The organism is Dethiobacter alkaliphilus AHT 1, assembly GCF_000174415.1.
Lineage (GTDB): Bacteria > Bacillota > Dethiobacteria > Dethiobacterales > Dethiobacteraceae > Dethiobacter > Dethiobacter alkaliphilus.
The window spans coordinates 1-25,645 of the sequence record NZ_ACJM01000015.1 but is presented as its reverse complement, the minus strand read 5'-3'; the positions used below and the strand labels follow the sequence as shown (position 1 = coordinate 25,645).

Sequence of the window (25,645 nt, the reverse complement as noted above, 5' to 3'; positions counted from 1 at the left end):
TGCATAAAAGGGGTCCATTGTTTTAAATAATGGCAAAGCGGCCGGGCACAAAGCCCGGCCGCACAGAAAACAAACTATTACTTATTAGCTGCCTTTTTCTTGTCAAACTTCTCAATGAGAATGGCCGCATCGGGGCAGACCATCTCACAGATGCCACAGGCAATACACTGCTCCAGGCGAGCAGGCCCCATAATGGGAGTGCCGTACACGCCCAACTCTTTTGCCCAGTCCAGCACATCGGTGGGACACTTTTCCTTACAAAGGCCGCAGCCTTTGCACAGGTCGGGCGAAACGTTAAACATGCCTTTGGGGCCCTCGTAGCGCAGGTTTCGGAATTTTTTCTCAGCCATTACTTCCCCTCCTCCTGCAGCGCTTTTTCCACAAGCTCAATGCCCTTTTGCAGCGCATTGTAATTTAGCTCGCGCAGCTTGGGATTATCTTCGAACTTTTTGCCCAGCTTTGATTCCAGCGCTTTCTTAATGGTTTCAATGTCCACCACATCTGTACCGGCAGCCCGCACTGTGGCTCCCAGAATAATCATATTGAAAACCCGGGGATGGAGCTCCTGTTGGGCAATATCGGTGGCCGGAATACCCACTACCTGTTTGGCATGTTGGGGCAGTTCCACCTGACCCGACTTAGGCTGCTCACTGCCGGAGTCGGCCATAGCCTCGGGAGCTACGGTATCGTAGGTCTGCACACCCACCGCCTCATCATCCACCTCAGGAGGTGCAATCAAAGAACTGTCATACACAAACAGAGTATCTTTGGTCACGTACTGCATGGTCCTGGCCACGGCCCGCTCACTGAGAGCAATTACAATATCACCGTGCTTAAACTTAGGTGAGCCGATTTGCTCTTCAGAAATCTGCACAAAGGCCACGGAAACCCCGCCGCGCTGTTCAATACCAAAGTTGGGAATATATAATGCTTCCTTGCCTTCCTCATTACCCGCTTCCGCCAGGATGTCGCCAATAGCCTGTACGCCCTGGCCGCCTTCACCTGCAATTGCGATTTTTACCAGTCTGGCCATCGTCTACCCCTCCTTGTTTTCATCCGGTGTCCGGAGTTCGCCCGTTTTGAAGTAGTTGGCCATGTCCTCTTCCATGAAAGCCCAGGTCTGCTTCGCATTGGTGCGCCAGTTGGTCGGACAACTGGAGATAACTTCCAGGAAGGAGAAGCCGTTACCAGCGATTTGGTTTTCAACGGCTTTCTTCATAAACCGCTTTAACTGCTTGGTGTTGGAAACGGTAGCCCGGGCCACATAGGCGCCGGGAGAAGCAATGGCCGCCACCATTTCCGGCCCCAGGGTGGGGTTACCTGTTTCTTTGGGATCACGCCCATATGGCGAGGTCTCCGTTTTTTGGCCGGGAAGAGTGGTGGGGGACATTTGTCCGCCGGTCATCCCGTAGTTACAGTTATTGACCACAATAGCCATAATCTTCTCGTTACGGAACGCAGAGTTAACCAAATGCTGTGAACCAATGGCGTAACCGCCGCCGTCACCCATATAAGCTATGGGCAGCAGTTCGGGATTGGCCCGCTTAAGCCCTACCATTACCGGGTTTGTCCGTCCGTGGTGTGTCTGAACGGTATCCACATCAAAGAAATCCCAGGCGAGCAGGGAACAGCCGATATCTACACCAAATACCATCCGGTCCTGGATTTCCAATTCGTCTATTACTTCACCCAAAATCTTCAGCACAATACCGTGTCCGCAGCCGGGGCAGAATTTATGCGGCTTGGACTCCAAGTGCCAGGATTTGGGCATTGCCAAACGTTCAGCCATTTCTCTCCCACCTTTCTACCGGGTTTTCTGGATATGTTCCACAAGTTCTTCGGCGGTAATGCCGACACCCGGCTTATAAATTGTATCAAAGTTTTCAACGGGAATATTAAACAACGCATCTTTTACCAAACGTGCCAACTGTCCTAGCGCAGATTCAACCAAAAGGAAGTTGCTGCACTTCTTTGCCACTTCACGGAGCTGCTGATTCGGGAAAGGACGCAGTGTAATGGGGCGGAAATAACCTACTTTAACGCCTTTTTCCCGCAGCCGGTTCATGGCGGCAATTGCGGCACGGCTTACCACACCGTGGGAAATTATAACCACATCTGCATCTTCGATGTTTTCTTCTTCCCACTCGGTAATCTCTTCGGCCATTTTCTCCCACTCTTCCTGAATGGGCATCGATGCCTCATACAGTTCCTCTTCCACACTATAAGCATTACGGATATGACGTGCGGGGCGATCCTTGCCGGGCACACCTTCCTGTCCCAGGGTGGCCTCCGCCTCAACCAGCTCAATGCCGCGGTCTTCCGGATTGTACATTGTTACCGGCTCGCGCATTTTCGCCTGATAACCGTCACCCAGCAAAAATACGGGGAAGCGGTACTTCCAGGCCACATTGAAAGACTTAATGGTGTAATCATAAACTTCCTGATGCGTTGCGGTGGAATACACAACACGCCAGCCTTCGCCGTTTCCGCCAAAGGTCACCATATTTACTTCCTGCTGGGAGTAAATAACGGTTGCTGTGGAAGGGCCTCCACGCTGCTGCACCACCACTACCATTGGAATCCGCATCATTTCAGCCATGGAAACCGGTTCCTGGAACAATGTGGTACCGGGTCCGGCGGTGGCCGAAAATGATTTTCTTCCTGCCAGTGCTCCACCAATGGTGGCAAAACCGGCGGACAGTTCATCTTCGGTCTGCAAAAACTTTTTGTCAAACTTCGGTGCCAATCTGGTCCAGTAATGCATGACTTCGTTTTGGGGTGTGATCGGGTAGCCATACATAATATCGGCCCCCGCGGCCACAGCTGCCCAAGCCACGACCTCATTCCCCGTCATGAAAACTCTTTTTTCCTCCTGTACGGGCTTGTCCGTCATCCAACACACCTCCTGAAAGCTAAGTACTTATCTTATCTATTTATTAGAAATGCGCGCTTATTCAATTTCCTTAACGCGCTTTTCAATACTGACTCTACCAAAACGCTCTTTCCATAAACCGTTTAATATAGCGAACCGGATTGCCGCGGTGGTCTTTCTCACCCAACTGGCTCTTAAAGCGCTCTTCTGCAGAAGTGGCAATTACGGGAACGCGCAGAGCCTTTGCCGCATCACTGACGATATCGGCGCCCCGACGGATTATATCCAAATCGGTCTCGGCCCCCAGATGGCTGTTGTTGATGACACCATCCAGCTTGGGAAAGCCCTGCAGATAATGCAGTATATCTTCCAACGTAGCCGTCATGGGCCGGGCAACATTTAAAACGGCAAACACTTTCAGATCCGACTGGTCAAAACCTTCCAACAGATTAAATACCTGGCTGCCGCCCACACCGTAGCCCACATCCAGAATTACATGGCCAGGCCTTTTTAAAACCCAGCGCATTTCCGGCTTAATAACAGAGCCGGCCTCACCCAGGCCAAAAGCCTCCTTTGTTTCCCAGGCAATTACTTCCAGGCCCTGCTTTTCCAGCTCTTTTTTCAGAGGACGCAGGGTATAAAACGGCTCCACCAAATCCAGATCCACCAACGTTACCGGTTCTTCACCGCCAACCAGCTCCAGTGCGCGGTTTATTGCATTTTCACTTTTACCGCTGGCGTATTCTCCCACATAGGCTTCCATTATTCGCAAAAAAAAGTCCCCTTTACGCTGTACGTAGGTACAAAAATAGCTTGTCCACAAAAAAAGAAAACCCTCGTGACGAAAGTAACGGCCCGGGAGCCATATTTATCCGGGCCGTGTCAGTCTATGTATTGCTTTAAGGACCGACAGGTCCCCTTTTTCAGAATAAATGGGCAGCTACACCCCGAATTATATCACTCCCCTCAACCCAGCGTCAAGGTATTGCGCGCTTTATTGTAATAACTTTTAGAATCTTTTAATTGGTTTAGAATTTTCTAATACTACCCCAGCATGCGCTGCAAAAGTATCAACATGAGCAGACCCGGCAAACCCATATAGCCCACCACCAGTGCAGTTACAGCATTGATGCCGATGGACAGACTGAATAAACCTGCCGCCAGGTTAAATACCAACAGGACCACTGCCCCCACCGCTCCTGTCAGGATCAGCCGCAAAACAAGCAGTGCCGGCCCGGCCAGCATTTTGGCTACAAAATACAGCACAAAAAGGCCAAAGACCACAGCAAGAGCAACGTTAAAATCAAATGTTGGCACGCGCAGCCCTCCTTTCCCGCAAGGCATCCAGCGTAGCCGGCAAACGATACCCTTCCCGACGCGCCTTTTTTAACAGGTAGGTGTATTTTTTCTCCGCAGCTTCCATGGCATGAATGGCGTGATCCACCAAATCCGGATCTGTTACCTGATTAAAATGGGACATGGCTGCCTGCCATTCCTGACGGGCATCCTCTACCAAATCAAACAAATCCTTCTCCTGTGGAGTTGTGGCAGCGGCCTCCGACATGGAAAGCTTGGACACCACAGTTTCCCAAAACATATAAAGCTGCTTTTGCAATTCCGCCCTTGTCACGGTAATCCCTCCCGAAAGAAATGATTATTTCGTATTAATAAACTATATGATAACCATATCTTTCCTATGCCTATTCATGCTTTTTGATATTCACATCATTTTCCGGCATCAGTATGCGCATTTTTTGGGAAACTATTTATAGGAGGTGTGTAAATAATGCCCGACCTGACATGCAATAGTGACTGCAAGTTTCAAAAGGAGGGTAAATGCACACTGGAGAGGGCCGACTGGGCAAAAAGCAGCGACGGCGCAGAGTGCATGTCCCATTTGTTTGAGAAGGAAGATTCTTGCCGATTCTGATCTTGCCGGAGGGACCTTCTGCCGGCGCACAAAAAAAAGACGGCTGTGCCGTCTTTTTTCTTTATTGTTAACTATACATCCCGGCGCCCTTCCAGAGCACGGGACAATGTGACTTCATCTGCGTATTCCAAATCTCCACCCACCGGCAGGCCATGAGCTATCCGGGTCACCTTCAGCCCCAGCGGTTTTAGAACTCTGGCCACATACAAGGCAGTGGCCTCTCCCTCCACATTGGGGTTTGTGGCCAAAATAACCTCACGTGCCCGGCCTTTTTTGATGCGCTCCAACAACTCACGCATGCGCAGCTGCTCCGGGCCGATGCCGTCCATGGGAGAAATGGCTCCTCCCAGTACATGGTACAGCCCTTTATACTCCCGGGTTCGTTCCATGGCCAGCACGTCACGGGAATCCTGAACAACGCAAATAACCGTGTTGTCACGCCGCTTATCCCGACAAACAGTACAGGTTTCATCATCACTGAAATTTCCGCAAATCCGACAGTACCGCGTCTTGTCCCGGGCATCCACCATAGAACGGGCAATGGCCACCACCTGGTCCCTGGGCAGGGAAAGGAGGAATAAGGCAAACCGCTGGGCCGTTTTGGGCCCCACTCCAGGTAGTTTCTGCAAGGACTCTATTAGCCGGGAAATCGGCTCAGGGTAAATCACAAACGTTCCCTCGCCTGCACTTTAAAATAACCCTGGGGGCAAATTCATGCCACCGGTTAGCTTCTTCATTTCCGATGCGCTCAACTCATCCATTTTACGCAGGCCCTCGTTTACCGCAGCCAAAATCATGTCCTGCAGCATCTCCACATCTTCAGGATCAACGGCTTCCGGGTCAATGGTCAGACTAACCATTTCTTTTTTGCCATTTACCTCCACACGAACCATGCCGCCGCCACTGGTGGCTTCAACCACCTTTTCCTGAATCTCTTCCTGCATCTTGGCCATTTGCTTTTGCATCTTCTGAACCTGTTTCATCATATTGCCCATGTTACCACCATACATTGCTTTTTGCCTCCTTATGTGCCGGACTCATCAATGACCCGTCCGCCAAAAATTTCCACCGCTGAACTTATCAGTTCGGCAGGGTCTTTTTCCTCAGGTTGCTGCTGCTGCAGTGAGCCGTTTTTTCCCACCACACAACGGATGGCCGGCTCCACAGCAAAAACTTTTTTCAGTACCTTTTGCAAAGACCGGCGGTTCTCCGCACTCTCCATCATTTCACAATGAAACGGTCCGGAAAACTGCAGCTCCAGCACTTTTTCATCGCAGGAAGACACCTCTCCCGACAATAATAGCGCATGTGTTTTCACGCTTTCCTTGCGCACCAGCTCCAAAACCCGGGGCCACAACCTGGGAAGGTTCTCAATGGATGCCGTTTCCCCTGCGGGCTCTGCCGCCCGTTTTTGCTCCGGAAAAGAATTCTGGGCTGGGGTTTCTTTAACCACAGGGGTATTATCCGGCTTAACATCTGCCGGCTTGGATACAGGAAGCTCCTGCTGCCGGTCTTCTGCCTGCGGCGCCATAATACGAAAGATGGCCAACTCCCACAGCAGGCGGGGGCGCGAAGCCCAGCGCACCTCGTTTAACAGCCCGTGTAATTCGGAAAGGATATGGCCGATGGTGCCCATACCCAACTGCCGGGCCTGTTTATGTAACCGGCCCGCCCAGTCCGGCGCAATACCCAGAGCCACCGCATCATCACCACAGGTCAGAGCCACCATCAGATCCCGATAGTAACTGATGGCCTGCCGGGTAAAATGGTGTAAATCCTTACCGCCGGCGGCCACTTCCTGCAAAAGAAGCAGCGCCGCCGCCAAATCACGGCGCAGCAGAGAATCTGTAAACCGGTAATACACATCTCGGCCCACGGCACCCAGGACAGCCAAGACATCTTCATCGCTAATATTACCTTCGCTATAAGCCATAATTTGTTCCAAGAGGGACAAAGCATCCCGAAGTCCGCCCGCCGCCTCTTCCGCTATGAGATAAAGTGCATCATCCTGGATTGAACGTCCACTGTCGTCAACCACACTACGCAGCCTTTCGGCAATATCGGTCATGCCGATTAAGTGAAAATCCAGCCGCTGGCAACGGGAAATGATGGTGGCCGGCAACTTATGAGGTTCAGTGGTAGCCAGCACAAACAGAACCCGTCCCGGCGGTTCTTCCAAAGTCTTCAAAAGCGCATTAAATGCTTCCTGAGTCAGCATATGCACTTCGTCAACAATATACACCTTATGGCGGACTTCCACCGGTGAATAACGAGCCTTTTCCCGCAGCTCCCGTATCTCATCGATGCCGCGGTTGGAAGCGGCATCAATTTCCTGCACGTCCATCACCCGCCCGGCCTGAATGCCCCGGCAGGCCGCACATTCATTACACGGTTCACGGGACGGACCTTTTTCACAGTTTATGGCTTTGGCTAGGATTTTAGCCGCACTGGTTTTCCCTGTTCCACGGGGGCCGCAGAAGAGGTACGCATGTGCCAGCCTATCCTGCTCCAAAGCATTTTGCAGTGTTCTGGCCACATGCTGCTGCCCCACCATATCGGCAAAAAACTGCGGCCGCCACTGTCGGTATAGCGCCTGATACATTTTAACCACCCGTATCCTTTTTTATCTATTTCCCTAATTCAGCGTCGGCGCATAAAATCCTTTAGCCTGAAATGAATTTTTGCCAAATATTCATATCCTCGTAGCCGCCGCAAATACGGCAATTATTAACCAGCCGTCCGTAGTACTCATACCCGGCGGCGGAGAGAACAATATTTATGCCGGGCAGAAGCGCCCGGGACAAGCTGTAGAGGCAGGAAAGACCCAACTCTTTTCCCACATCTTCCAGCTGCACCACCAGGTCTGCCAAAAGGCCCTGGCCGCGATAGGCCGGATCCACCGCACAATCGGTGACCTCCGCATTGCGCATTTCACGGTCTGTATCCAGGGATGCGGCACCGCATAAAGTGTCGCCGTCTGTGGCCAGCCAGAATACCGTCCCTGACTGCATGGCATCCTGGACAAAGCCCGGATCCGACAACGGTGTGGGATATGAGTCCCCAAAAACCGAGTAATACAGCCTGGCCAGCGACATACTGTCTGCCGCCGTTGCCCGGCGAAAAGAAAACTTTGGATTTATTTTGCCGCCGGCCTTCTCTTTGGCCAGCGCCATACTTATAATTTTATCGGCTTTCTCGCTGTCGCGGGGCTTTTTTCGTGTAGAATCAAGATATGCGGACATACAGTACGCATCCACTCCATTAAAGAAGCCGGGAATTTTCCCTTCTTCCACAAAGGCATCCTTAAACGCAGGCCGCTCCTCATTACGAATATAAGCTATGGCCTTGCCGTAACCTAAAGACTTGGCACCTTTTAGCAAAGCTTCTGCGGACAGCCGGGTGCTTCCGTCGTGTGACATTAACTTCATTCTGCTATTGTATGGATCGGCAAGAAGTACGCTGCGGTACCCTTCACCGTCCCGCCGGATGGTATAAGGACTCCGCCGTTGATCATGATTTTTTAGCATCACCGTTTCTCCTTTTTTCTCTGATATTACCCCTGGGAACCAAACTCACTTTCCGCTCGGCAAACAGCTTGGCCAGACCCACCTTGTCTGCACCGGGCAGCAGGCGGCTGCAGTTCTCACAATGCATGCAGGGGCTGCTTTTCTCCTTAGGCTCGGTATAAGCAGCAATTACACCTTCATAATTGCGCAAAATAACTTTTTCATCGGACATGGAAATCATATACTGCGGACTGACAGGAATTTTACCGCCGCCACCGGGCGCATCCACCACAAAGGTGGGCACAGCCAAGCCGGAAGTATGGCCCCGCAGGTGTTCAATAATCTCAATACCTTTGGCCACCGATGTTCTAAAGTGCTCCAAACCGGGGGACAAATCGCACTGATACAGATAATAGGGACGAATCCGGTTCATCAAAAGCCGCTGGGCCAACACTTTATAAAGGTAAGGACAGTCATTAATACCCCGCAGCAGTACCGACTGGTTCCCCAGCGGTATACCGGCATCGGCCAGCATGGACACCGCTTTCTTGGCCTCATCTGTTAATTCTGTGGGATGATTGAAATGGGTATTAATAAACAATGGATGGTGTTTTTTCAGGACATTACAAAGCTCGGGGGTCACCCGCTGCGGCAGCACCACCGGCGTTCTGGTCCCGATGCGGATAATCTCCACATGCTCAATGGCCCGCAGTTTCCCTAAAATATCATCCAGATAATCATCAGAAATCAACAGGGCATCGCCGCCGGAAATCAGCACATCCCGGATTCCCGGGGTATTGCGGATATAATCCAGCGCCTTGTCCACGTCGCTGCGGGGCAGGGCCTGATCATTTGTGCCGGCCATGCGCCGTCGCGTGCAGTGGCGGCAGTACATGGAGCACTGGTCGGTTATTAAAAGCAGCACCCGGTCAGGATACCGGTGGGTCAGGCCCGGAGCCGGTGAATCCACATCCTCAAACAAGGGATCCTCCGCCTCACACTCACCACTTTCCAGTTCGGTGGCGGTGGGAATAGCCTGCAGGCGTATAGGACAGTTGGAATCTTCCGGATTCATCAACATGGCGTAGTAGGGCGTAATAGCCATCCGCAATGTATCCAGGCAACTGGCCACCCCTCTTTCTTCAGCCTCGGTCAGAGCTACCACCTGGCGCAGTTCTTCAACGGTGGTTAGCCTGTTTTTTAGTTGCCACCGCCAATCCCGCCACTGTTCTTCAGTTACATCCTTAAATAAAGGTACCTCTTTATAATTTCTCATGGTTCCCTCCTCTGGGTATGGGCAAAAAAAACGCTTAAAAATTTTGGAGTATTTCCCCAAAAGCTTTAAGCTTTCTTCCAGCCCTGATTTTTTCTCTGCCATTTATTGTATCATTTCCACAGAGCTGAAGCAAATGGGGTTATACTCGCTACTGCAATCTTCATAGTGCACACCCGGCTACCATGGCCGTTATGCATATATCATCCCCAAATCCTACGAATAACAACAATAGATGGACAAAAACACCCCAAGCCAATTTATTACCTGTTGTAGTAAATGTGGACAGATAAACCTGCCTGTCCTCGCAGAGGGTCCCTCTGTCCACACAAAAAATCCCACTCGTGTGAGTGGGATTTTTAATCCAAAATTCTGGCCGCGCACCTGCCTTTGACTCTTTCTCCCAGGCGTTACCCCGGCAGTTAGCTCAGACCAGGCTATCCCGTGGCACCCGCAAGGACTTGCTTACCGCTGCTTCCTTCCGGACCTGACGGGGTTCACAAGCTTACGCCGCACAGGACCCGGTCGTCGACACCACTTACCTGGGTCAGACCCCAAGATCCAGAGCCGGGGGCAGGAATTCAACCCTGCTATAGCGGGTTGCAGGTACAGGGCACCGCTACCTCCCCGTCTAGCACGGCCAAACTTTTTTATAATAAAAATGGCGGAGAGAGAGGGATTCGAACCCTCGAGACGCGTGAACGTCTACCCGCTTTCCAGGCGAGCGCCTTCGACCAACTCAGCCATCTCTCCGTACAAACATAATAACGTATTTAATTGGTCGGGAACATTGTCTCGACAATAATATATTCTACTACTCTTTGAATCTTTTTTCAAGTGCTTATTGTTGCCAATTTTGCGCAAACCATTCAACCCAGCTTTGCCACATGCTTCAGCAAGGCTTGCCGGCCCTCATCTGTCAGGCCAAATCTGTCTATTTCGGCCTCAAGCATCTCCATTGTCCCGTATCCCGCCACATAGCCATTGATTCTGGCAGCCACCGAGGAGCGCACAAACATTTCAAAGTCTTTGTAACATGCCCGCAGCTCGTTTGTCAATTGCGCAAATTGTTGCAGATAATACTTTTGATGGTAATCTTCTGCAGCATAAAACTCTCTTGCCGCCACAACCGTGGTATAAAGCTTACCGTTTTTTGCTTCCCTGGCAGTCAGAGTTTTCCGGGCCAGCGCTGCCTGCTCTTCATTATGAAAAAAAACAATTGAAGTATACTGAACGGGTCGGGCTAAGGCCGGATTATGGCTTTCCCAAAATATATCAAGGAGCTGGGCATAGGTAATCTGTCGAGGATCATATTCCAATTGAATGGTTTCGGTATGGTCACCAAGATTATGATAGCTGGGGTTTTTCTTGCTGCCTCCTGCGTACCCCACACATGTCCGGAAGACACCTGTTAAGAGCCCGAACCGGGCATCAGGGCCCCAGAATCATCCCAACGCAAATGTAGCAGTTTCCAGTGCACCGGGAACATCGGCGTCCAACGGCAACCGGCCTGCATTACACTTACCGCTCATGTAAAACACCTTCCTTTTAAAAGATATGTTTAGCATACCCCACAAAGGAAAAAAAGAAATTTACAGATTGTTAATAAGAAGAAAAATGCCGGCGATGGCCGGCATTTTCAGCTGCTATTTTGTTTTGGGCCCGGCGCTTCGCACCTCTTTGGACACATCTGTAAACTTGGTAAAATTGTCAGCAAAGCGGGCGGCCAAATCAGCGGCCCTGGCATCATATTCTTCCTTATTTTCCCATGCTTCCCGTGGCTGCAGCAAGCGGTCAGGAACGCCCTCCACAGTTTCCGGCACCAAAATATTGAATACTTCATCGGCAGTAAACCCGCTTTCTTCAATACTGCCGTTTAAGATGGCTGTAATAATGGCCCGTGTGTAATCCAAATCAATCCTTCTGCCCACTCCGTACGGCCCGCCGCACCAGCCGGTGTTAACCAGATATACTCTGGCATTGTGGGACTCCACCTTTTCACCCAGCATTTCAGCATACACACCGGGGGACAGCGGCAAAAACGGTGCGCCGAAACAGGCGGAAAATGTGGCTTCCGGTTCGGTTACGCCTCGCTCTGTACCGGCCAGTTTTGAAGTATAGCCGGACAGAAAATGGTACATGGCCTGCTCCTTGGTCAGCCTGGCCACCGGAGGCAGCACACCGAAAGCATCGGCGGTAAGAAAAACAATTACATTGGGGTGCCCTGCAATACCGGGAACCACCGCCCCGGGAATATGCTCTATGGGGTAAGCGGCCCGGGTGTTTTCCGTAATACTGGAATCGGCGTAGTCCGCCACTCTGGTTTCCGGATGCAGCGCCACATTCTCCAGTACAGAACCAAACTTAATGGCTCCCCAAATCTGCGGCTCCTTTTCTTCCTTTAAATCAATGCACTTGGCATAACAACCGCCTTCAAAATTAAAAATCCCGCGATCGGACCAGCCGTGCTCGTCGTCACCCACCAGAAAACGCTCCGGATCCGCCGACAGTGTGGTCTTGCCTGTACCGGAGAGGCCAAAAAAGAGAGCCACATCTTCGTCTTTACCCACATTTGCCGAACAATGCATGGGTAAAACTCCCTGGCTGGGCAAAAGGCAGTTCAGCACAGAAAATACCGATTTCTTCATCTCACCGGCATATTCGGTCCCGCCAATGAGCACCACCCGCTTTTCAAACGAGATGATAATAAATGCTTCTGAGTTGGTGCCGTGTACTTCCGGATCGGCTTTTAACTCCGGGATATCAATCACGGTAAACTGAGGGCAATGTTTTGCCAACTCTTCATTGGTAGGGCAGATAAACAGCTGCTGCGCAAAAAGATTATGCCAGGCATACTGGTTAATTACCCGAATGGGAACGCGGTATTTATCATCGGCGCCGGCAAAGCCGTCAAATACGTACATGTCATGCTCACGCACATAATCCATCACCATGGCATAGATGCGCTGAAAATATTCGGGAGCCAGCTTTTTATTATTATTCCAGTCGATTTGAGAACGGATGGACGGTTCATCCACAATGAATTTATCCTTGGGTGAACGTCCTGTGTACTCTCCGGTCAGGGCTCTTAGCGCCCCCGTTGATGTAAGAACACCTTCTTCGCCGGCCAGTGCCGCATCCACCAACTGCATTACCGACAGATTTCTCTGCGCCCGTTTCGGCTCGATGAGATTATTATCTCCATCCACCTGCGCATTTGCTTTCATTTTGTTTAATCCCCCTCTAACAACAAAAAACTTCCTTAATAGTTTTGGAAGAAAGTTAAGTGTATGTAACTGTAGACCAACAAAGATATTTTAACATACCTTCACCCTGTAAGGAACTCCATTTTTACGAAAAAGTCAGGAATTTTCCGATTTTTATAATAGGACTAACGATTTATTTTTAAACAATGTAGCAAGTTTTTGTCGAAATCAAGAAGGGGTTTTACAAATATGTGTCGAAATTCGCATCTAATGACATATGTACCCCGACAGCCAGGACATATGAACATTGCAGCAAGGGAGGTTTGTCCGATAAGTAAATTGTGGCTGGTATTAGTAACTTCTATGAATTAGGGGGTAAGACAAAAAATGAAAAAGCATTGGTTATTGGTAGTCATTCTGGCCTTTGCCCTGTCAGTAGCCGTTATAGGCTGTGGCGAAAACGGCAATAACAACGACAACAACAATGGTGACGTAAACGGCAATGGCAACGGCGCTGCAGTGGAAGGATTGCTGGAAGCAACCAACGCCATCACCGCAGAGTGGAGAGAATCGGGTAAGCAGTTTGCCATGGCCGGAGTTGCCGACAGGCCCGGCGCTGTCTGCGCATCCTGTCATGACGGCTTTGGCTTTGCCAACAAAAACGGAATCAACTTCGCTGACCAGTGGAACCCGGGCGGAGCCGATGAAGATATGGACATGTTCCCCGAACATATCACCGGCCTTACCTGTGAAGCTTGCCATGCCGGCGCAGGCCTGGATTACATGGAAAGCGGCACAGTAGAGCTGCCCTACGGCACCGTTGACAACGCCGGCACAGGCGCGGCCTGCATGTTCTGCCACAGCGGCAGAAGAGACACTCCGGCAGCTTTTGCCGAATACGAAGCAGGTGAAGCAACAGGCTTTACCTATCCGCACTACGGCCCCGCCGCAGTATTTACCGGCATGGGCGGCATGGAATATCCCGACATGGATTATGCCTCCACCGGCGCACACGCCAACCTGGCCGACAGCTGCGTGGCCTGTCATATGCCCGAAACAGCTGACGGCTACAAAGCACATAACTTCACCATGGATCTAGCATACATCGACCAGACCTGCGGCAGCTGCCACAGCGGCCTGGAAGATTACAACTACAACGGCTATCTTGATGAGATTCAGGGCATGATGGATACCCTGCAAGAAGCAATCTTTGAAGCAACAGGTGCTACAGGCCTGTCCTCCGCCAGAGGCCAGCTGGTCTTTGAAACCGACGGTGAGCCCCTGGGTGTTGAAGACGTTGACCTGGCAGCTTTCGTAGCAGCCTACACCTGGTATGAAATCAACTATGAAGGCAGCATGGGTATTCACAACCCGGCCTACGCCAAGTCTTTGATCGAAAACTCTTACTACAGACTGACTGGCGAAGAAATGTAAAACAAAAAATATCCTGGCCCACACGGGTCAGGATTTTTTTTGTTATGGATTCATTTCATAGACATCTTTTAGAGCATAAACATGGTTTTGCCAGACCTGATGATATCTGCTCTCATCTGTTTTGGGTTTGTGGATCATCTGCAGCAAATAATCCATCTGCTTCTGGTTGGTTGCCGGCTTGCCGTAAAGCTGCAGCGCAAATTTAGCAAAATCCCGCACCATGAAATCAAAAATCTGATCCACCAGCTCATCTTGCAGCTCATAGATGTTGGCATTTTCCAAAATGAGCTGGCCGTAAACCACCAGAGTAAAGATCTCACCCAGCGCCAGAAGAAAATCTGTATCGCGGCTTTGTTTATCATCGGGGGTGGCGGCCATCAGCATCTCTTTAAATATAGCAATCTGTTCTCTGAAAAGACGCACATTTGCCACATCACGGCTCTCATAAGCCGCTTTGTAATCATGGAACCGGATCTTACTCAAGCCGCTGGCCGGGCCCTGATTAAACAAAAATTCATCGTGCTTAGGCTGATCCTGCCGGGCAAGATCCGGATATTCCTGTGGGTTAAAGAAGTAATTGCGCATAAACTTGACAATCAGGGCGATATTGACATGAACCGTTCCTTCAAGTTTGGGCATGGCGCGAATGTCTCTGGCGGCCATCTCAAAATATGTATCCCGCTCAAACCCCTTGGCGGCAATCACATCCCATAACAGATTTATGACCTCTTCGCCCTGGGTGGTTACCTTCATCTTCACCGTTGGGTTATAAAGCAGGTAGCGCCTGTCCTGCGGTGAGGCGGCCCGCATATAGTCGGCGGTGCGCAAAGCAAACAGCTTCATGGCCACCAGGCGGGTATAGGCATCCACAAACATCTGCTTTACGTGGGGAAAATCGGTGACATACATCCCGTACAGCCGGCGGTTTGCCGCATGATTCAATGCTTCATAGAAAGCATGGGTACAAATGCCCACCGAGGCCCATCCTAAATTATACTTTCCCACATTAACCGTGTTCAGTGCGTCATCCCAGGCATCCTGGCCCCGGGATAAAATATCTTCCTCTCTTACCACATAATCGTTCAGCTTAAAATCTGCCACATACGACTGGGCATTGACCACGTTCTTAACCAGTTCATAGTTTTTATTCTTATAATTGGCCACAAAAAACACATAATCGCCGGTATCACTCATTTTGCCGAAAGTAGACACCATTTCCGCCACATTGCCGTTACCGATATAATATTTCTCCCCGTTGGCCAGATACGTCCCGTCGTCTTGCGGAGTGAGAGACATTTCCGTGGAATAAATATCCGCACCATGGTCCCGCTCAGACAGACCAAAAGCAAACACTTCACCCTTTTTCAAAAGCTCTCCTGCTCTGGCCTTTGCCTGCTCATTGTCACTCATCCAAATGGGTCCCAATCCCAGAATAGACACCTGCCAGGTATACCAGTAATGTAACCCGTAAAAGGCCAGAATCTCATTAAACTCACAATTGCGCCAGGTATCCCAGCGGCAGTCTTCCCCGCCATAGGCAGGCGGTGTCAAAAGCGTGGCAAAAATCTCATTTTCCTTGATAAATTCCAGCAAATCTTCATACCACACCCGCTCCCGGTCATCCTTTTTTAACTGACGCTTTCCCTTATTCTCAAAAAATTCAATGGTCTTCAGCATAATCTGGCGTGAACGTTCATCGGCATATTCCCTGTTGTGTTGTTTGGGATTTAAAAGAATCAAAGTCAAACACCTCCCGTTAAGATTATTTTACCTACGTAAATTTTATGCTCTGCAACAATATTTTGCAACAAAAAAATGAGACTTTTGGGAACAGTTCCCAAAAGTCTCACAAAAAAGGGACGGACCTTTTTTTGCATTCCTGTGCAAAATATTGCATACCTGCTACAGAAGCGCTTCCATCTCCTCAGGCTTAAAGCCCATGGTCAGGCGTTTACCATCGGTTAGTAACGGCCGGTACATTATCCTGGGATTGGCCGAAATCAGCTCTTTTGCCTCTTGTGGAGATACGGCTTCTGCATCCTTGCCCACATCCTTAAAAGCTTTGCTTTTAGGGTTAATTAATTCATTTACCTGTAACCCGGCACGCTTAGCCAACTCCTCCAACTCTTGGGCAGTAGGAGGTTCTTTCAGGATATTGCGGTACGTAAATTCCACATCTTTTTCCGAAAGCCACGCTTTCGCTTTTTGGCAGGTCCTTCAGGCCGGGAAACAATAAAATTCCAACATTCTTATCACTCCTAGCTTTTCTTTACTTAAGTATAGCCCGAGCCGGGTTAAATCTCCTTAAGCAAAAATTGCATTTAGGCTTCATCTTCTGCGAGAATATTTTTAACCCGCCCCACCACGCCGCTGGTCAGGCGGACTTTGATGCCGTGAGGATGGGTTTGTGATTTTGTCAGAATATCTTTAACTGTACCTTTGGTTAACGTACCCGTTGCCTGATGCTGCTTTTGCACCACCTCCACAGCGGCACCGGGCTGAATCTTGCTACGCTGTTTGTTTTCCATTTCATCGCCACTTTCTCAGTTGTGTTAGCTAAATTAAGACACTGAAGCACCTGACTCTCAACTATTTGTTGCAGCAAAGTGGGACAGTTGACCTGTCCCCTTGTCCCATTTTAGCGGTAGTTGGCAAACTGCAGTTCCAGGCCGTAGTCCTGGTCTTTGAGAAAAGCAATTACGGCCTGCAGGTCGTTTCTGCTTTTACCGGAAACGCGGACCTGGTCATCCATAATCTGCGCCTGCACCTTCATTTTTAAACCCTTAATATCTTTGACAATCTTCTTGGCCGTATCAGTTTCAATGCCCTGCTTCAGTCCGATTATCTGGCGGACTGTACCGCCGCTGGCCTCTTCCACCTTACCGTAATCCAGGTTTTTGATGGGCACTTTACGCCGAATCAGCTTGGACTGCAGAATATCAACCACACTTTTCAGGCGAAAATCATCTTCGGCCACCACTTTCAGATTACCGTCCTCCAGGCTTATTTCCGCATTACTTCCCCGGAAATCATAGCGCTGCTGAATCTCTTTATTTGCCTGGTTGATAGCATTATCCACTTCCTGCAAACTAACCTTGGACACAACATCAAAAGACTCGTCTTTTGCCATATTTATCCCTCCCTGTAACCTTTACCCTTAATTATAACCCTTTTTTGCCATTTTACAAACTCTGCTACCAGTTTCTAATTAATTGCATCTTTAACTGAGTCTGCAACCTCTGCCGGCACCCAGCCGGTCCATATTTCTTCAAACTCATTTAAAAACCAGATGGCTGCTTCCTTTTCTGTCGCATCATTTTCCTCCATGTAGGCCAGAGCTTCACTGGTTAGTTCACTACTGGTGGAGTAGTGACTAAAAAACTCCACAGCATCCGGCGCTTCTTGCGGCAAATCTTTCTGCACAGCAATGGTTATACGCTGCGATGGAAACTCTGTCCGGAACCCATCACTCCAGGCTTGCTCATTGTAAGGCTTGTCCTCCAAAAGAGTAAGGTCATACTTACCGGCAACCCAGGTGGGTTCCCAGTAGTAGCCGACCCAGGGCTCCCCCCGCTCAATGGCGGAAATAAGGGCAGTGGCCAGTGCAGTTCCGGAGCTGGGCTGGAAATAGTTGTACGTATCCGACAACCCGTAGCTCTCCATTTTTGTTTGCATTACATCCTCGGCAAACCAGCCGGGAACAGAACCGTAGATTCTTCCTTTAGCCGGATCATCAGGGTCGGCAAACAGAGCCCAGTAATCAGGCAAATCATGAATAGAGCGTAGGTTAGGAGCCAATGGCTCAATTCCTCTTTCTTCATCACCTTCAATTACAAAAGTGGGCACATACAAGCCCTGCCTGTTGTCATCATAGTTTACAGAAACCTGTACTATATCGCCATCAGCCACCAGCTGATTATATTCGTCAAAAACATTGCCTGTCCATATTTCCATGTATACATCCACATCACCATTTGACAACCCAAGCAAAGACAACTGCTCCGAGTTCGACCTGGCATCAGTCTGATACCCGTATCCCTCTTCCAGTATCATGCGCGCAATGGCATTATGCACCCGGATACTGTCCCAGTCTCCTTCTGCAAAAGTTATGCTTTCCTTAGCTTCCTGCGCCGAATCCGGGACACAACCGGCTATAAAAAACACCATCAAAAGCACAACTAAGCTTACTAATAGATATAAACGGTTACTGCTACTACCCAACATAAAAACCTCCCGGCTAAGTTGTTCTCCTCCAGTCCCATTAACTCAGCATGGTATGCGTCCTAATGCATGGAAGCCGGCTGTCCCGGCCGGCTTCTTAATTTTCATTATTGTGTTTTACCGGAAACGGAATTATTTTGGCCTTTTGCTGGGGCTCTGCCTCGCTGTCCCCACAGGAGCCGCAGCCACCACCTCCGCAGCCGGAATCATAACCTGTAAACACTTTGCGCCAGTACACATGCCAACCGTCTTCACCCTGCTCGATGCGGGTTTCCACATCATACTGCGGGCCGCCAGGTTCACTGGCCAGGCGCCCTTCGGTGGTCACCACAATTCCTGCAGCTTTTTGCGCCTTCTCCTCAGTGGCAAAAGAGCTCTTTAATTTGACCCAGCTCAATTAATCACCTCCACAAGTTCCACTTTTGTTTACCATACCATAAAACAGATTGTGGGGCAATCTGCGCTGCCATTTGGTTCATTATAAAAGGGCCCCTTCGTCTGAAGGAGGCCCTTTTACTGTTAGCTGTTAGCGGTACTGGTATACCCCTCTGGCCAGCGCACTTCTCATAGCAGAGTAAACCTTATTTGCTCTAACTGAAGCGCCGCTCCAGTTATCCACATCCTCAATGAAGTCACCGGGATAGTGCAGATCTGCCAATGCAGTCCGGATATCCTGGCCTTCCAGATACTCGATGATCTGCTCATGCTGCTCTGCCACACCATAAAAAGCGTGATCTTCTTCCAGTTCTCTGAAGTCAGTGCCACCGTAGTATAAATAACGGAAGCTCATATCTTCAATTACGTTGTCATTGAGATGGAACTGAACCCCAACCTGAATGTCGCCGCGGTCACCAAATGTGCCTCTGTAGCGGCCGTCTTCAAAGTCGCCTTCCACATCGGCAACTCCGTTACCAGGTGCATACAGGCCTCTGGCCAGCCCGTCCATCATGGCGGAGTATACTTTATTGGCTCTTACGGTAGCTCCGCTGAAACCATCAACATCTTCGATGAAGTCGCCGGGATTGTGCAGGTCTGCAAGGACTGTGCGGATATCCTGGCCCTCCAGATATTCGATGATCTGCTCATGCTGCTCCACGATTGGATACAGTGCATCTCCCTCTTCCATTTCACGGTAGTCGTTTCCACCATGATAAAGATGACGGAAGCTCATATCTTCAATAATGTTGCCGTTCAGGTGGAACTGAACTGCGATTTGCTGGTCGCCACGGTCACCAAACACGCCTCTGTAGCGGCCGTCTTCAAAGTCGCCTTCCAGGTCGGCAACGCCGTTGCCGGGGCTGTAAATACCTCTGTTCAGTGCATCTCTCATGGCAGAGTATACTTTGTTGGCACGCACTGTGGCGCCACTCATGCCGTCCACATCTTCCACAAAATCTCCCGGATTGTGCAGAGCATCAATCTCATCGATATTCTTTCCTTCTAAGTACTCGATGATTTGCTCGTGCTGTTGAACCACTGCATACAAAGCATGATCCTCTTCCAGTTCACGATAGTCCGTACCACCATACTCCAGGTGACGGAAACTCATGTCATAAATAGTGCCGTCTTCATCCAGGTGGAACTGGACAGCTACCTGCTGAACGCCACCGTCTTCAAAAATTCCTCTGTAGCGGTTAAGTACTACATCATCACCGGGCTCTTCTCCGTTGACCTCATTGTTGTTGTCATTGTTGTTTGCGGGTTCACCGCAACCAGCAAGAAGGAGAGACCCTGCCAGCAAAAATACCAATGCCAGCAGCCAAAACTTTTTGAATCTCATTGCTGTACCCCCTTAATAGTTTCCTGAATTCCGCATAATTCTCTATCGGGAAACATGAAATTGCAGAATTCAGTCTTTTTGTGACAAATTTAGCATAGCACGGGGTACGGCGGATTAGTATTCTGACATATGTCCTACTGCCCGGGTCATATGTCCCTACTCCAGATCTGAATTTCTCATCCAATAACTGGCGGCCTCAGTCCTGTTAGATACATTAAGCTTTTGTAAAATATTACTGACATAGTTCCGAACAGTCTTGTCGGAAATCTTCATAATCTCGGCAATTTCTTTGTTGGCTTTGCCCACACTGATCATGTCCAGGATTTGCACTTCTTTGGGCGTTAAATTGTGCTCCTTTTTTGGCTGTTGACTCTTTATATTATCGAAAAGAATCTCTGTGACACTGGGATCCAGCACAGATTGCCCCTTATGCACAGCTTGAATTGTGTTAATTAATTCTTCACTTTCCACATTTTTTAACAAATAACCATCCGCACCGGCTTTAATGGTTTCCGTTACCAGATGGTCGTCTGCATAAGCCGTTAAGATAATAATTTTTACCTGCGGGAACTGTCTTTTAAGGTTTCCACAACCAATAATACCGTCTCCGTCCGGCAATTTAAAGTCTAAGAGAATTACATCGGGAGCTACTTCTGCACATACAGCAACCGCACCGGTTAACGTTTCCGCTTCTCCACACACTTCCATGGTGTCATCAAGCTCCAACAAAAGCCTGAGACCCTGCCGTACCACACTGTGATCATCCACCAACATTACTTTAATGTTCTTTTTCATCTGCGGATACCTCCCAGGGAACTTGCAGCTCCATCATAGTCCCCTTTTTTGTATTCTCAACCTTTAGCGTTCCCTCTGCTTTTTTTGCCCTATGCTCCATTGCTTCCAGACCCATATGCCCGGCATCATTTCCCTTGTCATTTTCAATGCCGATGCCATCATCCACAACCTGAACCAGCAAATAGTCATATTTGGCCTCCAGCACCACTTCGGCACTGGTTGCTTGGGCATGTTTTATTACATTGCTGAGCGCTTCCTGGACAATATAGTAGATTTGAGTGGTTTTTTCCGGAGACAGTTGTCCCAGGGTAAGGAGGGGAACCCTGCATTGCAGGTCTATATTCAGGCTGCTGGACATCTTGAAGCGGTCCGCCAACTGCTGCAGGCTATCTATTAAATCTTCCACTTCAATAACTTCCAGAGACGAGGCAGCCAAAAACTCCCGGGTTTTATCAATGGTGTTGTTTAAGTCCCGCTTAATATCTTGTAATATTTCACCCTGCTTACCCTCAGGCTTGTTGCGGTTTAGATACTCTGCTTTTAGCCCGGCAGCATACAAACCCTGGATAATACCATCATGTATTTCCATCCCCAGCTTCCTTCGCTCTTCATAAGCAATCTTTTTTTTCTGCAGCTGATGCAGCTTTTCTTTTTGTTCCCAGCCAAAGGTTTGCACCAAACGGATCAGCAATATATTGATACCTATGCCAACAGCAGCTTTGGCAATCTGAATAGGAAAGCCGAAGATGCTTAAAAACAAAGTATCGTTAATGATACTGGCGGGAAAAAAAGCCATCTCCCTTACGATGGCGCCGTCAAGAACACTGTATACAAAAAAGATATAGGCAAGACTTTTGTATTTTTTTGCAATGTGGCCCAGCTTGCGCTCTTCCATCCACCCGGCATTAAGGTACAGAGCTATACCTGAAACCAACCCTCCCGGAAAACCCATGAAGTAGCGAAGCCAAACTATATTATAACGGGGATCTATTAGATGGTAATCCCAGCCATGGCGCAGCATGAGCAGCATGAAGAAAGTCAACCAGAAGATAAAAACAACCATAGGAATCAATTTGACAGGCTTTCTGTATTTATCGGGAACGGGGAGCAAACTAACGCCAAAACGCAGCAAACAGGCAAATGAAACCGCCTTAAGCAGCTGTTTGAGGATAAAGAAAAGCACATACTGCTGGGGATATAAATCGGCAATCACCAGCATTGTAACCCATTCCGAAATTCCATGGGTGATGCCGAAAAAGCCCAGGTACTTCAGTGATCTTACCAAAGCCAGGTTACTGACTTCCACATCTTTTTTTTGTAGCGCAAAAATACCCATATTGATAAATGCACTACCGTAAATAAGATACAGAAAAAAATATTCTTTAGGCATAACTTTCTCCTGATTTTTTAGTTATAAACCCGATTATACCACACATACTGCCGAATTCCTCGTAATTTGCTGAAACTCTTCACCGCTGGCCCAAATTTCCCGGTAAAAAAAGGCCGGAAAACCGGCCTTTATTTCCTAGCTGAGATCTTCATATGCTTCAAGGACCAAACTTGTATAGGCTGCGCCCGGGCCGCCGTTCATCAGGATAACAACCCCACAGGCTTCAATCATCTCCTCCAGGCTGATACCGGCCTCCATGGCGGTATTGACATATTTAACAATACAATAGCTGCACTGCTTGGACACTGCAATTGCCAGGCCAATGAGGATTTTCTCTCTGGCAGGTAGCACACCATCTTTTAGAGCCGCATCATGAAATGCCTTAAAGTTGGCCATGGCCTCCGGCAGAACCCCGGCTATTTTTTTCTGGTTCTCTTCCAGCTTTTTCAGGGTATTTAGAGTCATATCCCTGCCCCCTATGCATCAAACGGGACAATATAAATTTTGTCGCCGTCTTTTTTTGCTTTAAGCACTTCACAATGGCGCAGTACCGCAAACTGCCTCTCCAAATCGCTTTGCTTCAGCGCAAACTTTTCAGCAATTTGCGGTTTAGTGACCTGACCTTGCTCTTTGATAAAATTGACAATGTCTTTTTGCAGGTCGGTTAAACCCTCTGTTCCTGTGTGTCCCATGGCTTCCCGGTGCTTCTTGGCCGCATGCACGGCAGACACATCACAAGTCTTGGGCGGTGAGACGGACATGATATAACAATCCTCACAAACCACCTTACCCAAATAATTACATTCTTCACCTTTGGGGATTGGATCATTGCACTTTACGCATTCCATTTTGCAAACCTCCCAGTATTGTTATTAATTTTGACTCAACTGAACCTGATTTTTTTTAGCATCTCCACCAGCAACTCTACCTCATCCTGTGAAAGGTTTTTGGCCAATGACTGATTAATATCTGCAGCAATGGGGGCCAATTCATCTTGCAAACTTCTCCCTCTTTCCGTCAGAGATAACATACAGGAACGCCGGTCCATAGGGTCGGCACCGCGCTCCACCAATCCACCCCGTTCAAGCCTATCCAAAATACCGCTGATGGTTGTCCGGTCCACACCCATTAACTCGCCCAACTGGATTTGGTTTATGCAGTCTTTTTTCCAGAGAAAAGCCAGCGTGGCAAACTGCGGCGGTGTTAGATGGTACGGCTCCAGATTTTCCTTAAAAAGAGCAAAAGCTTTCTGATGGCATTTGGCCAGCAAAAAATTAATGCTGCTGTCTATGTTAAACATTAATTACCCGCCCCCTTTATCAGTATACATATAATCAGTATACTGATTATATTTTAACAGAAATACTTCTAACAGGCAACACAAGAAGGGCGCGCTTTTGCTGTACTGCTCATATTAGCAGCGTCGCTATCTGGGAAGCGTTATAATTTTCTCAGTATTAGAAAAGCAGGCCGGATAAGCGGCCTGCCTGGTGTTACTCACTATAAACTCCGCGGTTTAGTGCATCCCGGACAGCGGAAATAATCTTATTGGCCCTGATTGTGGCCCCCGAAAAACCGTCTACGTCCTCTACAAAATCCGGCGTATACAAATCGGGCAAAGTTTCTCTGATATCATTTCCTATTAGATGCTCCGCAGCTTCTACATATTGTTGGTAGATGGCCTGGATTGTTTCATCTTCGGAAGTACGGTAATCTGTTCCGCCATAGGCCAGATGCCGGAAACTAATTTCATCCACAGTATTGCCTGTAAGCGCAAATTGTACATTCACCTGCACCTCGTCCCTGTCGATGAATACCCCCCGATAAGTACCGTCGTCATAATTTAACACGGTGTTCTCTTCCGGGGCTGTTGCTCCATTGCCGTTTTGATTATCCTGGGCCGGGCAACCTGCCAGCCCTACTAACAAAAGCATGACAAATGATACTACCACTACGTTTTTCAGCATTAATATCTCCTCCTTTGCCAATATATTCTCCAACTTGATTTATTTTATTAATCTATAACCTTGTTTGTTGCAGCAAGTCTGAAATCAAAAAAGCCTGCCTTCTATTGAAAGCAAGCTTATTAGCATCAAATCGATCTGTCTTCCCCGCTACCGGTTCCTGATATCCAGTACTATTGCCGTTACCAAGCCAAAGCATGCCCCGAAAAAAAGCAGTACCGCCAAGATGCCTCTGGCCAGAGCATCAAAGCCTCCCGATGAAATGCGGGCTAAAATGATATTATATACCGCAATAATTACTGCCAACCCGGCGGGAAGGTATTTGATGGCCCTGCGAGGCACAAACCGGTGCAGCAGCCAGGTCACAACTGCAAAACATGCTCCCAAAATTAATACTACCATCAAAAAACGGTCCATTTTGTTCTCCTCTCCTGTCCAGAGCGCATTTCATGCTTATCAACTTTTTGGGGATGATGAAAGATGAAGTTATTTTCCATTCTAATACTGTCCTGGCAGGACTTCAATATTTTTTTAAATAAAGAGGTGTAGAAATGAAATTGGCTCTTACACTCCTGATACTGACCTGCCTGCTTGCCATTCCCGCCAAACCGGCGGAGGCGCACCAACCCAGACTGGTCACAGAAGATACGGTGACCATAAAAAAACCTGAAGTGTCCCAGGCTTTCTACGGGACACTTCAGGGAGAACCGGCTAAATTTTTAATTGACGGGCAAGAGGAGTTTAATTTGTTCGTAAGCATTCTGGTCCCGGATTTGCCCGATTCCCGGCGGGATTTTATGGTGGATGTCTTCCGGGTAAACAACGAAGATGCCACACTTCTCTTTGGCCTGGACGGGAAGGAATATAACTGGGAGCCCTTTTTTCGAACCGGTTTGTGGGCCGACAACTACTTTTCAGGGGGCCCGAGAAAAAAGGAAAACTGTACCCGCCCAGGGCCTTTACAAATTAAGTGGGGAACCCATCCCGGGACAAACAGCGGGAAAAAAACTTGCTTAACGGGGGGGGGAGGGAGGAATCTTTTCCTCCCTTAACAGAAAACGGGACAAAAAAATTTCCCCCCCCTCCCCCGCTTTTTAAAGGGGTTTTTTTGAAAAAAAAACCGGGGAACCCCTTTTTTTTAAATTTGGGGGGGCCGGTTTTTTGCCCCCAACCCCGCTTTTTTTTGTTTACCCCCAATTTTTGGGGGCCCCCCCGCGGTTGGGGAAAACGTGTTAATGTGAGAAAAATTTTGGCCTCTCTCCCCCCGAGAAAAA

General features: G+C 48.9%; 29 protein-coding genes, 1 tRNA gene, 1 other RNA gene and 2 pseudogenes. 2 read left to right on the top strand and 31 right to left on the bottom strand.

The window, feature by feature from the left end:
• Positions 1 to 77: 77 nt before the first annotated feature.
• The 17 genes and pseudogenes from DEALDRAFT_RS12585 to pckA all read right to left on the bottom strand — a co-directional run bounded on the left by DEALDRAFT_RS12585 (position 78) and on the right by pckA (position 12,808).
• The gene (locus DEALDRAFT_RS12585) at positions 78 to 350 is read right to left on the bottom strand and encodes a 4Fe-4S dicluster domain-containing protein (RefSeq protein WP_008518073.1); all 273 of its coding nucleotides are present in this window, start codon (positions 348 to 350) and stop codon (positions 78 to 80) included.
• Positions 350 to 1,033: a 2-oxoacid:acceptor oxidoreductase family protein gene (locus DEALDRAFT_RS12580; protein WP_008518071.1), complete on the bottom strand. Its 684-nt coding sequence runs from the start codon at positions 1,031 to 1,033 to the stop codon at positions 350 to 352. The genes DEALDRAFT_RS12585 and DEALDRAFT_RS12580 overlap by 1 nt, the downstream gene beginning before the upstream one ends.
• A gap of 3 nt (positions 1,034 to 1,036) precedes the next feature.
• Positions 1,037 to 1,789 (bottom strand): thiamine pyrophosphate-dependent enzyme, encoded by a 753-nt coding sequence (locus tag DEALDRAFT_RS12575; RefSeq protein WP_008518069.1) that lies wholly within the window; start codon positions 1,787 to 1,789, stop codon positions 1,037 to 1,039.
• Between the two features lie 15 nt (positions 1,790 to 1,804).
• Complete coding sequence (locus tag DEALDRAFT_RS12570; RefSeq protein WP_008518067.1) at positions 1,805 to 2,893, bottom strand: transketolase C-terminal domain-containing protein; 1,089 nt, start codon at positions 2,891 to 2,893, stop codon at positions 1,805 to 1,807.
• 94 nt (positions 2,894 to 2,987) lie between these two features.
• A complete protein-coding gene (locus DEALDRAFT_RS12565; RefSeq protein ID WP_040379091.1) occupies positions 2,988 to 3,635 on the bottom strand; it encodes a hypothetical protein in 648 nt (215 codons plus the stop codon).
• A 281-nt stretch (positions 3,636 to 3,916) separates the two neighbouring features.
• Positions 3,917 to 4,189 carry a pro-sigmaK processing inhibitor BofA family protein gene (locus DEALDRAFT_RS12560; protein WP_008518063.1) on the bottom strand — a complete coding sequence of 91 codons (273 nt, stop codon included), beginning with the start codon at positions 4,187 to 4,189 and terminating at the stop codon, positions 3,917 to 3,919.
• Positions 4,176 to 4,502 (bottom strand): DUF2508 family protein, encoded by a 327-nt coding sequence (locus DEALDRAFT_RS16570; protein WP_008518061.1) that lies wholly within the window; start codon positions 4,500 to 4,502, stop codon positions 4,176 to 4,178. The genes DEALDRAFT_RS12560 and DEALDRAFT_RS16570 overlap by 14 nt, the downstream gene beginning before the upstream one ends.
• Positions 4,503 to 4,873: 371 nt before the next feature.
• Positions 4,874 to 5,470: a recombination mediator RecR gene (recR, locus tag DEALDRAFT_RS12550; RefSeq protein ID WP_008518057.1), complete on the bottom strand. Its 597-nt coding sequence runs from the start codon at positions 5,468 to 5,470 to the stop codon at positions 4,874 to 4,876.
• A gap of 21 nt (positions 5,471 to 5,491) precedes the next feature.
• The gene (locus DEALDRAFT_RS12545) at positions 5,492 to 5,812 is read right to left on the bottom strand and encodes a YbaB/EbfC family nucleoid-associated protein (RefSeq protein WP_008518054.1); all 321 of its coding nucleotides are present in this window, start codon (positions 5,810 to 5,812) and stop codon (positions 5,492 to 5,494) included.
• A gap of 14 nt (positions 5,813 to 5,826) precedes the next feature.
• On the bottom strand, positions 5,827 to 7,404 hold the full coding sequence (dnaX, locus tag DEALDRAFT_RS12540) for a DNA polymerase III subunit gamma/tau (protein WP_008518052.1): 1,578 nt from the start codon (positions 7,402 to 7,404) through the stop codon (positions 5,827 to 5,829).
• A gap of 61 nt (positions 7,405 to 7,465) precedes the next feature.
• Positions 7,466 to 8,329 (bottom strand): putative beta-lysine N-acetyltransferase, encoded by an 864-nt coding sequence (gene ablB / locus DEALDRAFT_RS12535; protein WP_008518051.1) that lies wholly within the window; start codon positions 8,327 to 8,329, stop codon positions 7,466 to 7,468.
• Entirely contained in the window at positions 8,313 to 9,584 is a 1,272-nt protein-coding gene (kamA, locus tag DEALDRAFT_RS12530; RefSeq protein WP_008518049.1) for a lysine 2,3-aminomutase, read from the bottom strand. The genes ablB and kamA overlap by 17 nt, the downstream gene beginning before the upstream one ends.
• A gap of 373 nt (positions 9,585 to 9,957) precedes the next feature.
• Positions 9,958 to 10,221, bottom strand: an RNA gene (gene ffs, locus DEALDRAFT_RS16565) — signal recognition particle sRNA large type.
• Between the two features lie 22 nt (positions 10,222 to 10,243).
• Positions 10,244 to 10,334, bottom strand: a tRNA-Ser gene (locus tag DEALDRAFT_RS12525).
• Between the two features lie 116 nt (positions 10,335 to 10,450).
• On the bottom strand, positions 10,451 to 10,600 hold the full coding sequence (locus tag DEALDRAFT_RS17585; RefSeq protein WP_395858051.1) for a hypothetical protein: 150 nt from the start codon (positions 10,598 to 10,600) through the stop codon (positions 10,451 to 10,453).
• 57 nt (positions 10,601 to 10,657) lie between these two features.
• Positions 10,658 to 11,014 (bottom strand): annotated as a pseudogene (locus DEALDRAFT_RS17580) (peptide-methionine (S)-S-oxide reductase MsrA); the annotation flags it as partial.
• 213 nt (positions 11,015 to 11,227) lie between these two features.
• Positions 11,228 to 12,808 (bottom strand): phosphoenolpyruvate carboxykinase (ATP), encoded by a 1,581-nt coding sequence (pckA, locus tag DEALDRAFT_RS12515; RefSeq protein WP_008518044.1) that lies wholly within the window; start codon positions 12,806 to 12,808, stop codon positions 11,228 to 11,230.
• Between the two features lie 366 nt (positions 12,809 to 13,174).
• Here pckA and DEALDRAFT_RS12510 point away from each other — a divergent pair, with 366 nt between their 5' ends.
• Positions 13,175 to 14,221 (top strand): ammonia-forming cytochrome c nitrite reductase subunit c552, encoded by a 1,047-nt coding sequence (locus DEALDRAFT_RS12510; protein ID WP_008518043.1) that lies wholly within the window; start codon positions 13,175 to 13,177, stop codon positions 14,219 to 14,221.
• Between the two features lie 42 nt (positions 14,222 to 14,263).
• On the opposite strand, the gene DEALDRAFT_RS12505 is transcribed toward DEALDRAFT_RS12510, so the two are convergent.
• The 14 genes and pseudogenes from DEALDRAFT_RS12505 to DEALDRAFT_RS12440 form a co-directional block, all read right to left on the bottom strand.
• A complete protein-coding gene (locus DEALDRAFT_RS12505; RefSeq protein WP_008518041.1) occupies positions 14,264 to 15,961 on the bottom strand; it encodes an acyl-CoA dehydrogenase in 1,698 nt (565 codons plus the stop codon).
• A gap of 162 nt (positions 15,962 to 16,123) precedes the next feature.
• Positions 16,124 to 16,423 (bottom strand): annotated as a pseudogene (locus DEALDRAFT_RS12500) (arsenate reductase family protein); the annotation flags it as partial.
• Between the two features lie 119 nt (positions 16,424 to 16,542).
• Entirely contained in the window at positions 16,543 to 16,749 is a 207-nt protein-coding gene (locus tag DEALDRAFT_RS12495) for a YwbE family protein (RefSeq protein ID WP_008518037.1), read from the bottom strand.
• Positions 16,750 to 16,859: 110 nt separating this feature from the next.
• Positions 16,860 to 17,351, bottom strand: a complete 492-nt coding sequence (locus DEALDRAFT_RS12490; RefSeq protein ID WP_008518034.1) for a YajQ family cyclic di-GMP-binding protein — start codon at positions 17,349 to 17,351, stop codon at positions 16,860 to 16,862.
• 74 nt (positions 17,352 to 17,425) lie between these two features.
• Positions 17,426 to 18,445: an ABC transporter substrate-binding protein gene (locus DEALDRAFT_RS12485; protein ID WP_008518032.1), complete on the bottom strand. Its 1,020-nt coding sequence runs from the start codon at positions 18,443 to 18,445 to the stop codon at positions 17,426 to 17,428.
• Positions 18,446 to 18,539: 94 nt separating this feature from the next.
• Positions 18,540 to 18,839 (bottom strand): hypothetical protein, encoded by a 300-nt coding sequence (locus DEALDRAFT_RS12480; RefSeq protein ID WP_008518029.1) that lies wholly within the window; start codon positions 18,837 to 18,839, stop codon positions 18,540 to 18,542.
• Positions 18,840 to 18,968: 129 nt separating this feature from the next.
• A complete protein-coding gene (locus DEALDRAFT_RS12475; RefSeq protein ID WP_008518027.1) occupies positions 18,969 to 20,222 on the bottom strand; it encodes an FMN-binding protein in 1,254 nt (417 codons plus the stop codon).
• A gap of 156 nt (positions 20,223 to 20,378) precedes the next feature.
• A complete protein-coding gene (locus DEALDRAFT_RS12470) occupies positions 20,379 to 21,017 on the bottom strand; it encodes a response regulator (RefSeq protein ID WP_008518026.1) in 639 nt (212 codons plus the stop codon).
• The gene (locus DEALDRAFT_RS12465; RefSeq protein WP_008518024.1) at positions 21,001 to 22,407 is read right to left on the bottom strand and encodes a sensor histidine kinase; all 1,407 of its coding nucleotides are present in this window, start codon (positions 22,405 to 22,407) and stop codon (positions 21,001 to 21,003) included. Before DEALDRAFT_RS12465 ends, DEALDRAFT_RS12470 begins: the two co-directional genes overlap by 17 nt.
• Before the next feature lie 135 nt (positions 22,408 to 22,542).
• Complete coding sequence (locus tag DEALDRAFT_RS12460) at positions 22,543 to 22,872, bottom strand: carboxymuconolactone decarboxylase family protein (protein WP_008518021.1); 330 nt, start codon at positions 22,870 to 22,872, stop codon at positions 22,543 to 22,545.
• Between the two features lie 11 nt (positions 22,873 to 22,883).
• Positions 22,884 to 23,255 (bottom strand): helix-turn-helix domain-containing protein, encoded by a 372-nt coding sequence (locus tag DEALDRAFT_RS12455; RefSeq protein WP_008518019.1) that lies wholly within the window; start codon positions 23,253 to 23,255, stop codon positions 22,884 to 22,886.
• A gap of 35 nt (positions 23,256 to 23,290) precedes the next feature.
• The gene (locus tag DEALDRAFT_RS12450; RefSeq protein WP_008518017.1) at positions 23,291 to 23,707 is read right to left on the bottom strand and encodes a MarR family winged helix-turn-helix transcriptional regulator; all 417 of its coding nucleotides are present in this window, start codon (positions 23,705 to 23,707) and stop codon (positions 23,291 to 23,293) included.
• A 193-nt stretch (positions 23,708 to 23,900) separates the two neighbouring features.
• Positions 23,901 to 24,374: an FMN-binding protein gene (locus tag DEALDRAFT_RS12445; protein WP_008518015.1), complete on the bottom strand. Its 474-nt coding sequence runs from the start codon at positions 24,372 to 24,374 to the stop codon at positions 23,901 to 23,903.
• A 147-nt stretch (positions 24,375 to 24,521) separates the two neighbouring features.
• The gene (locus tag DEALDRAFT_RS12440) at positions 24,522 to 24,788 is read right to left on the bottom strand and encodes a hypothetical protein (protein WP_008518013.1); all 267 of its coding nucleotides are present in this window, start codon (positions 24,786 to 24,788) and stop codon (positions 24,522 to 24,524) included.
• A 134-nt stretch (positions 24,789 to 24,922) separates the two neighbouring features.
• Here DEALDRAFT_RS12440 and DEALDRAFT_RS12435 point away from each other — a divergent pair, with 134 nt between their 5' ends.
• Positions 24,923 to 25,423 carry a hypothetical protein gene (locus DEALDRAFT_RS12435; protein WP_008518011.1) on the top strand — a complete coding sequence of 167 codons (501 nt, stop codon included), beginning with the start codon at positions 24,923 to 24,925 and terminating at the stop codon, positions 25,421 to 25,423.
• Positions 25,424 to 25,645 lie beyond the last annotated feature (222 nt).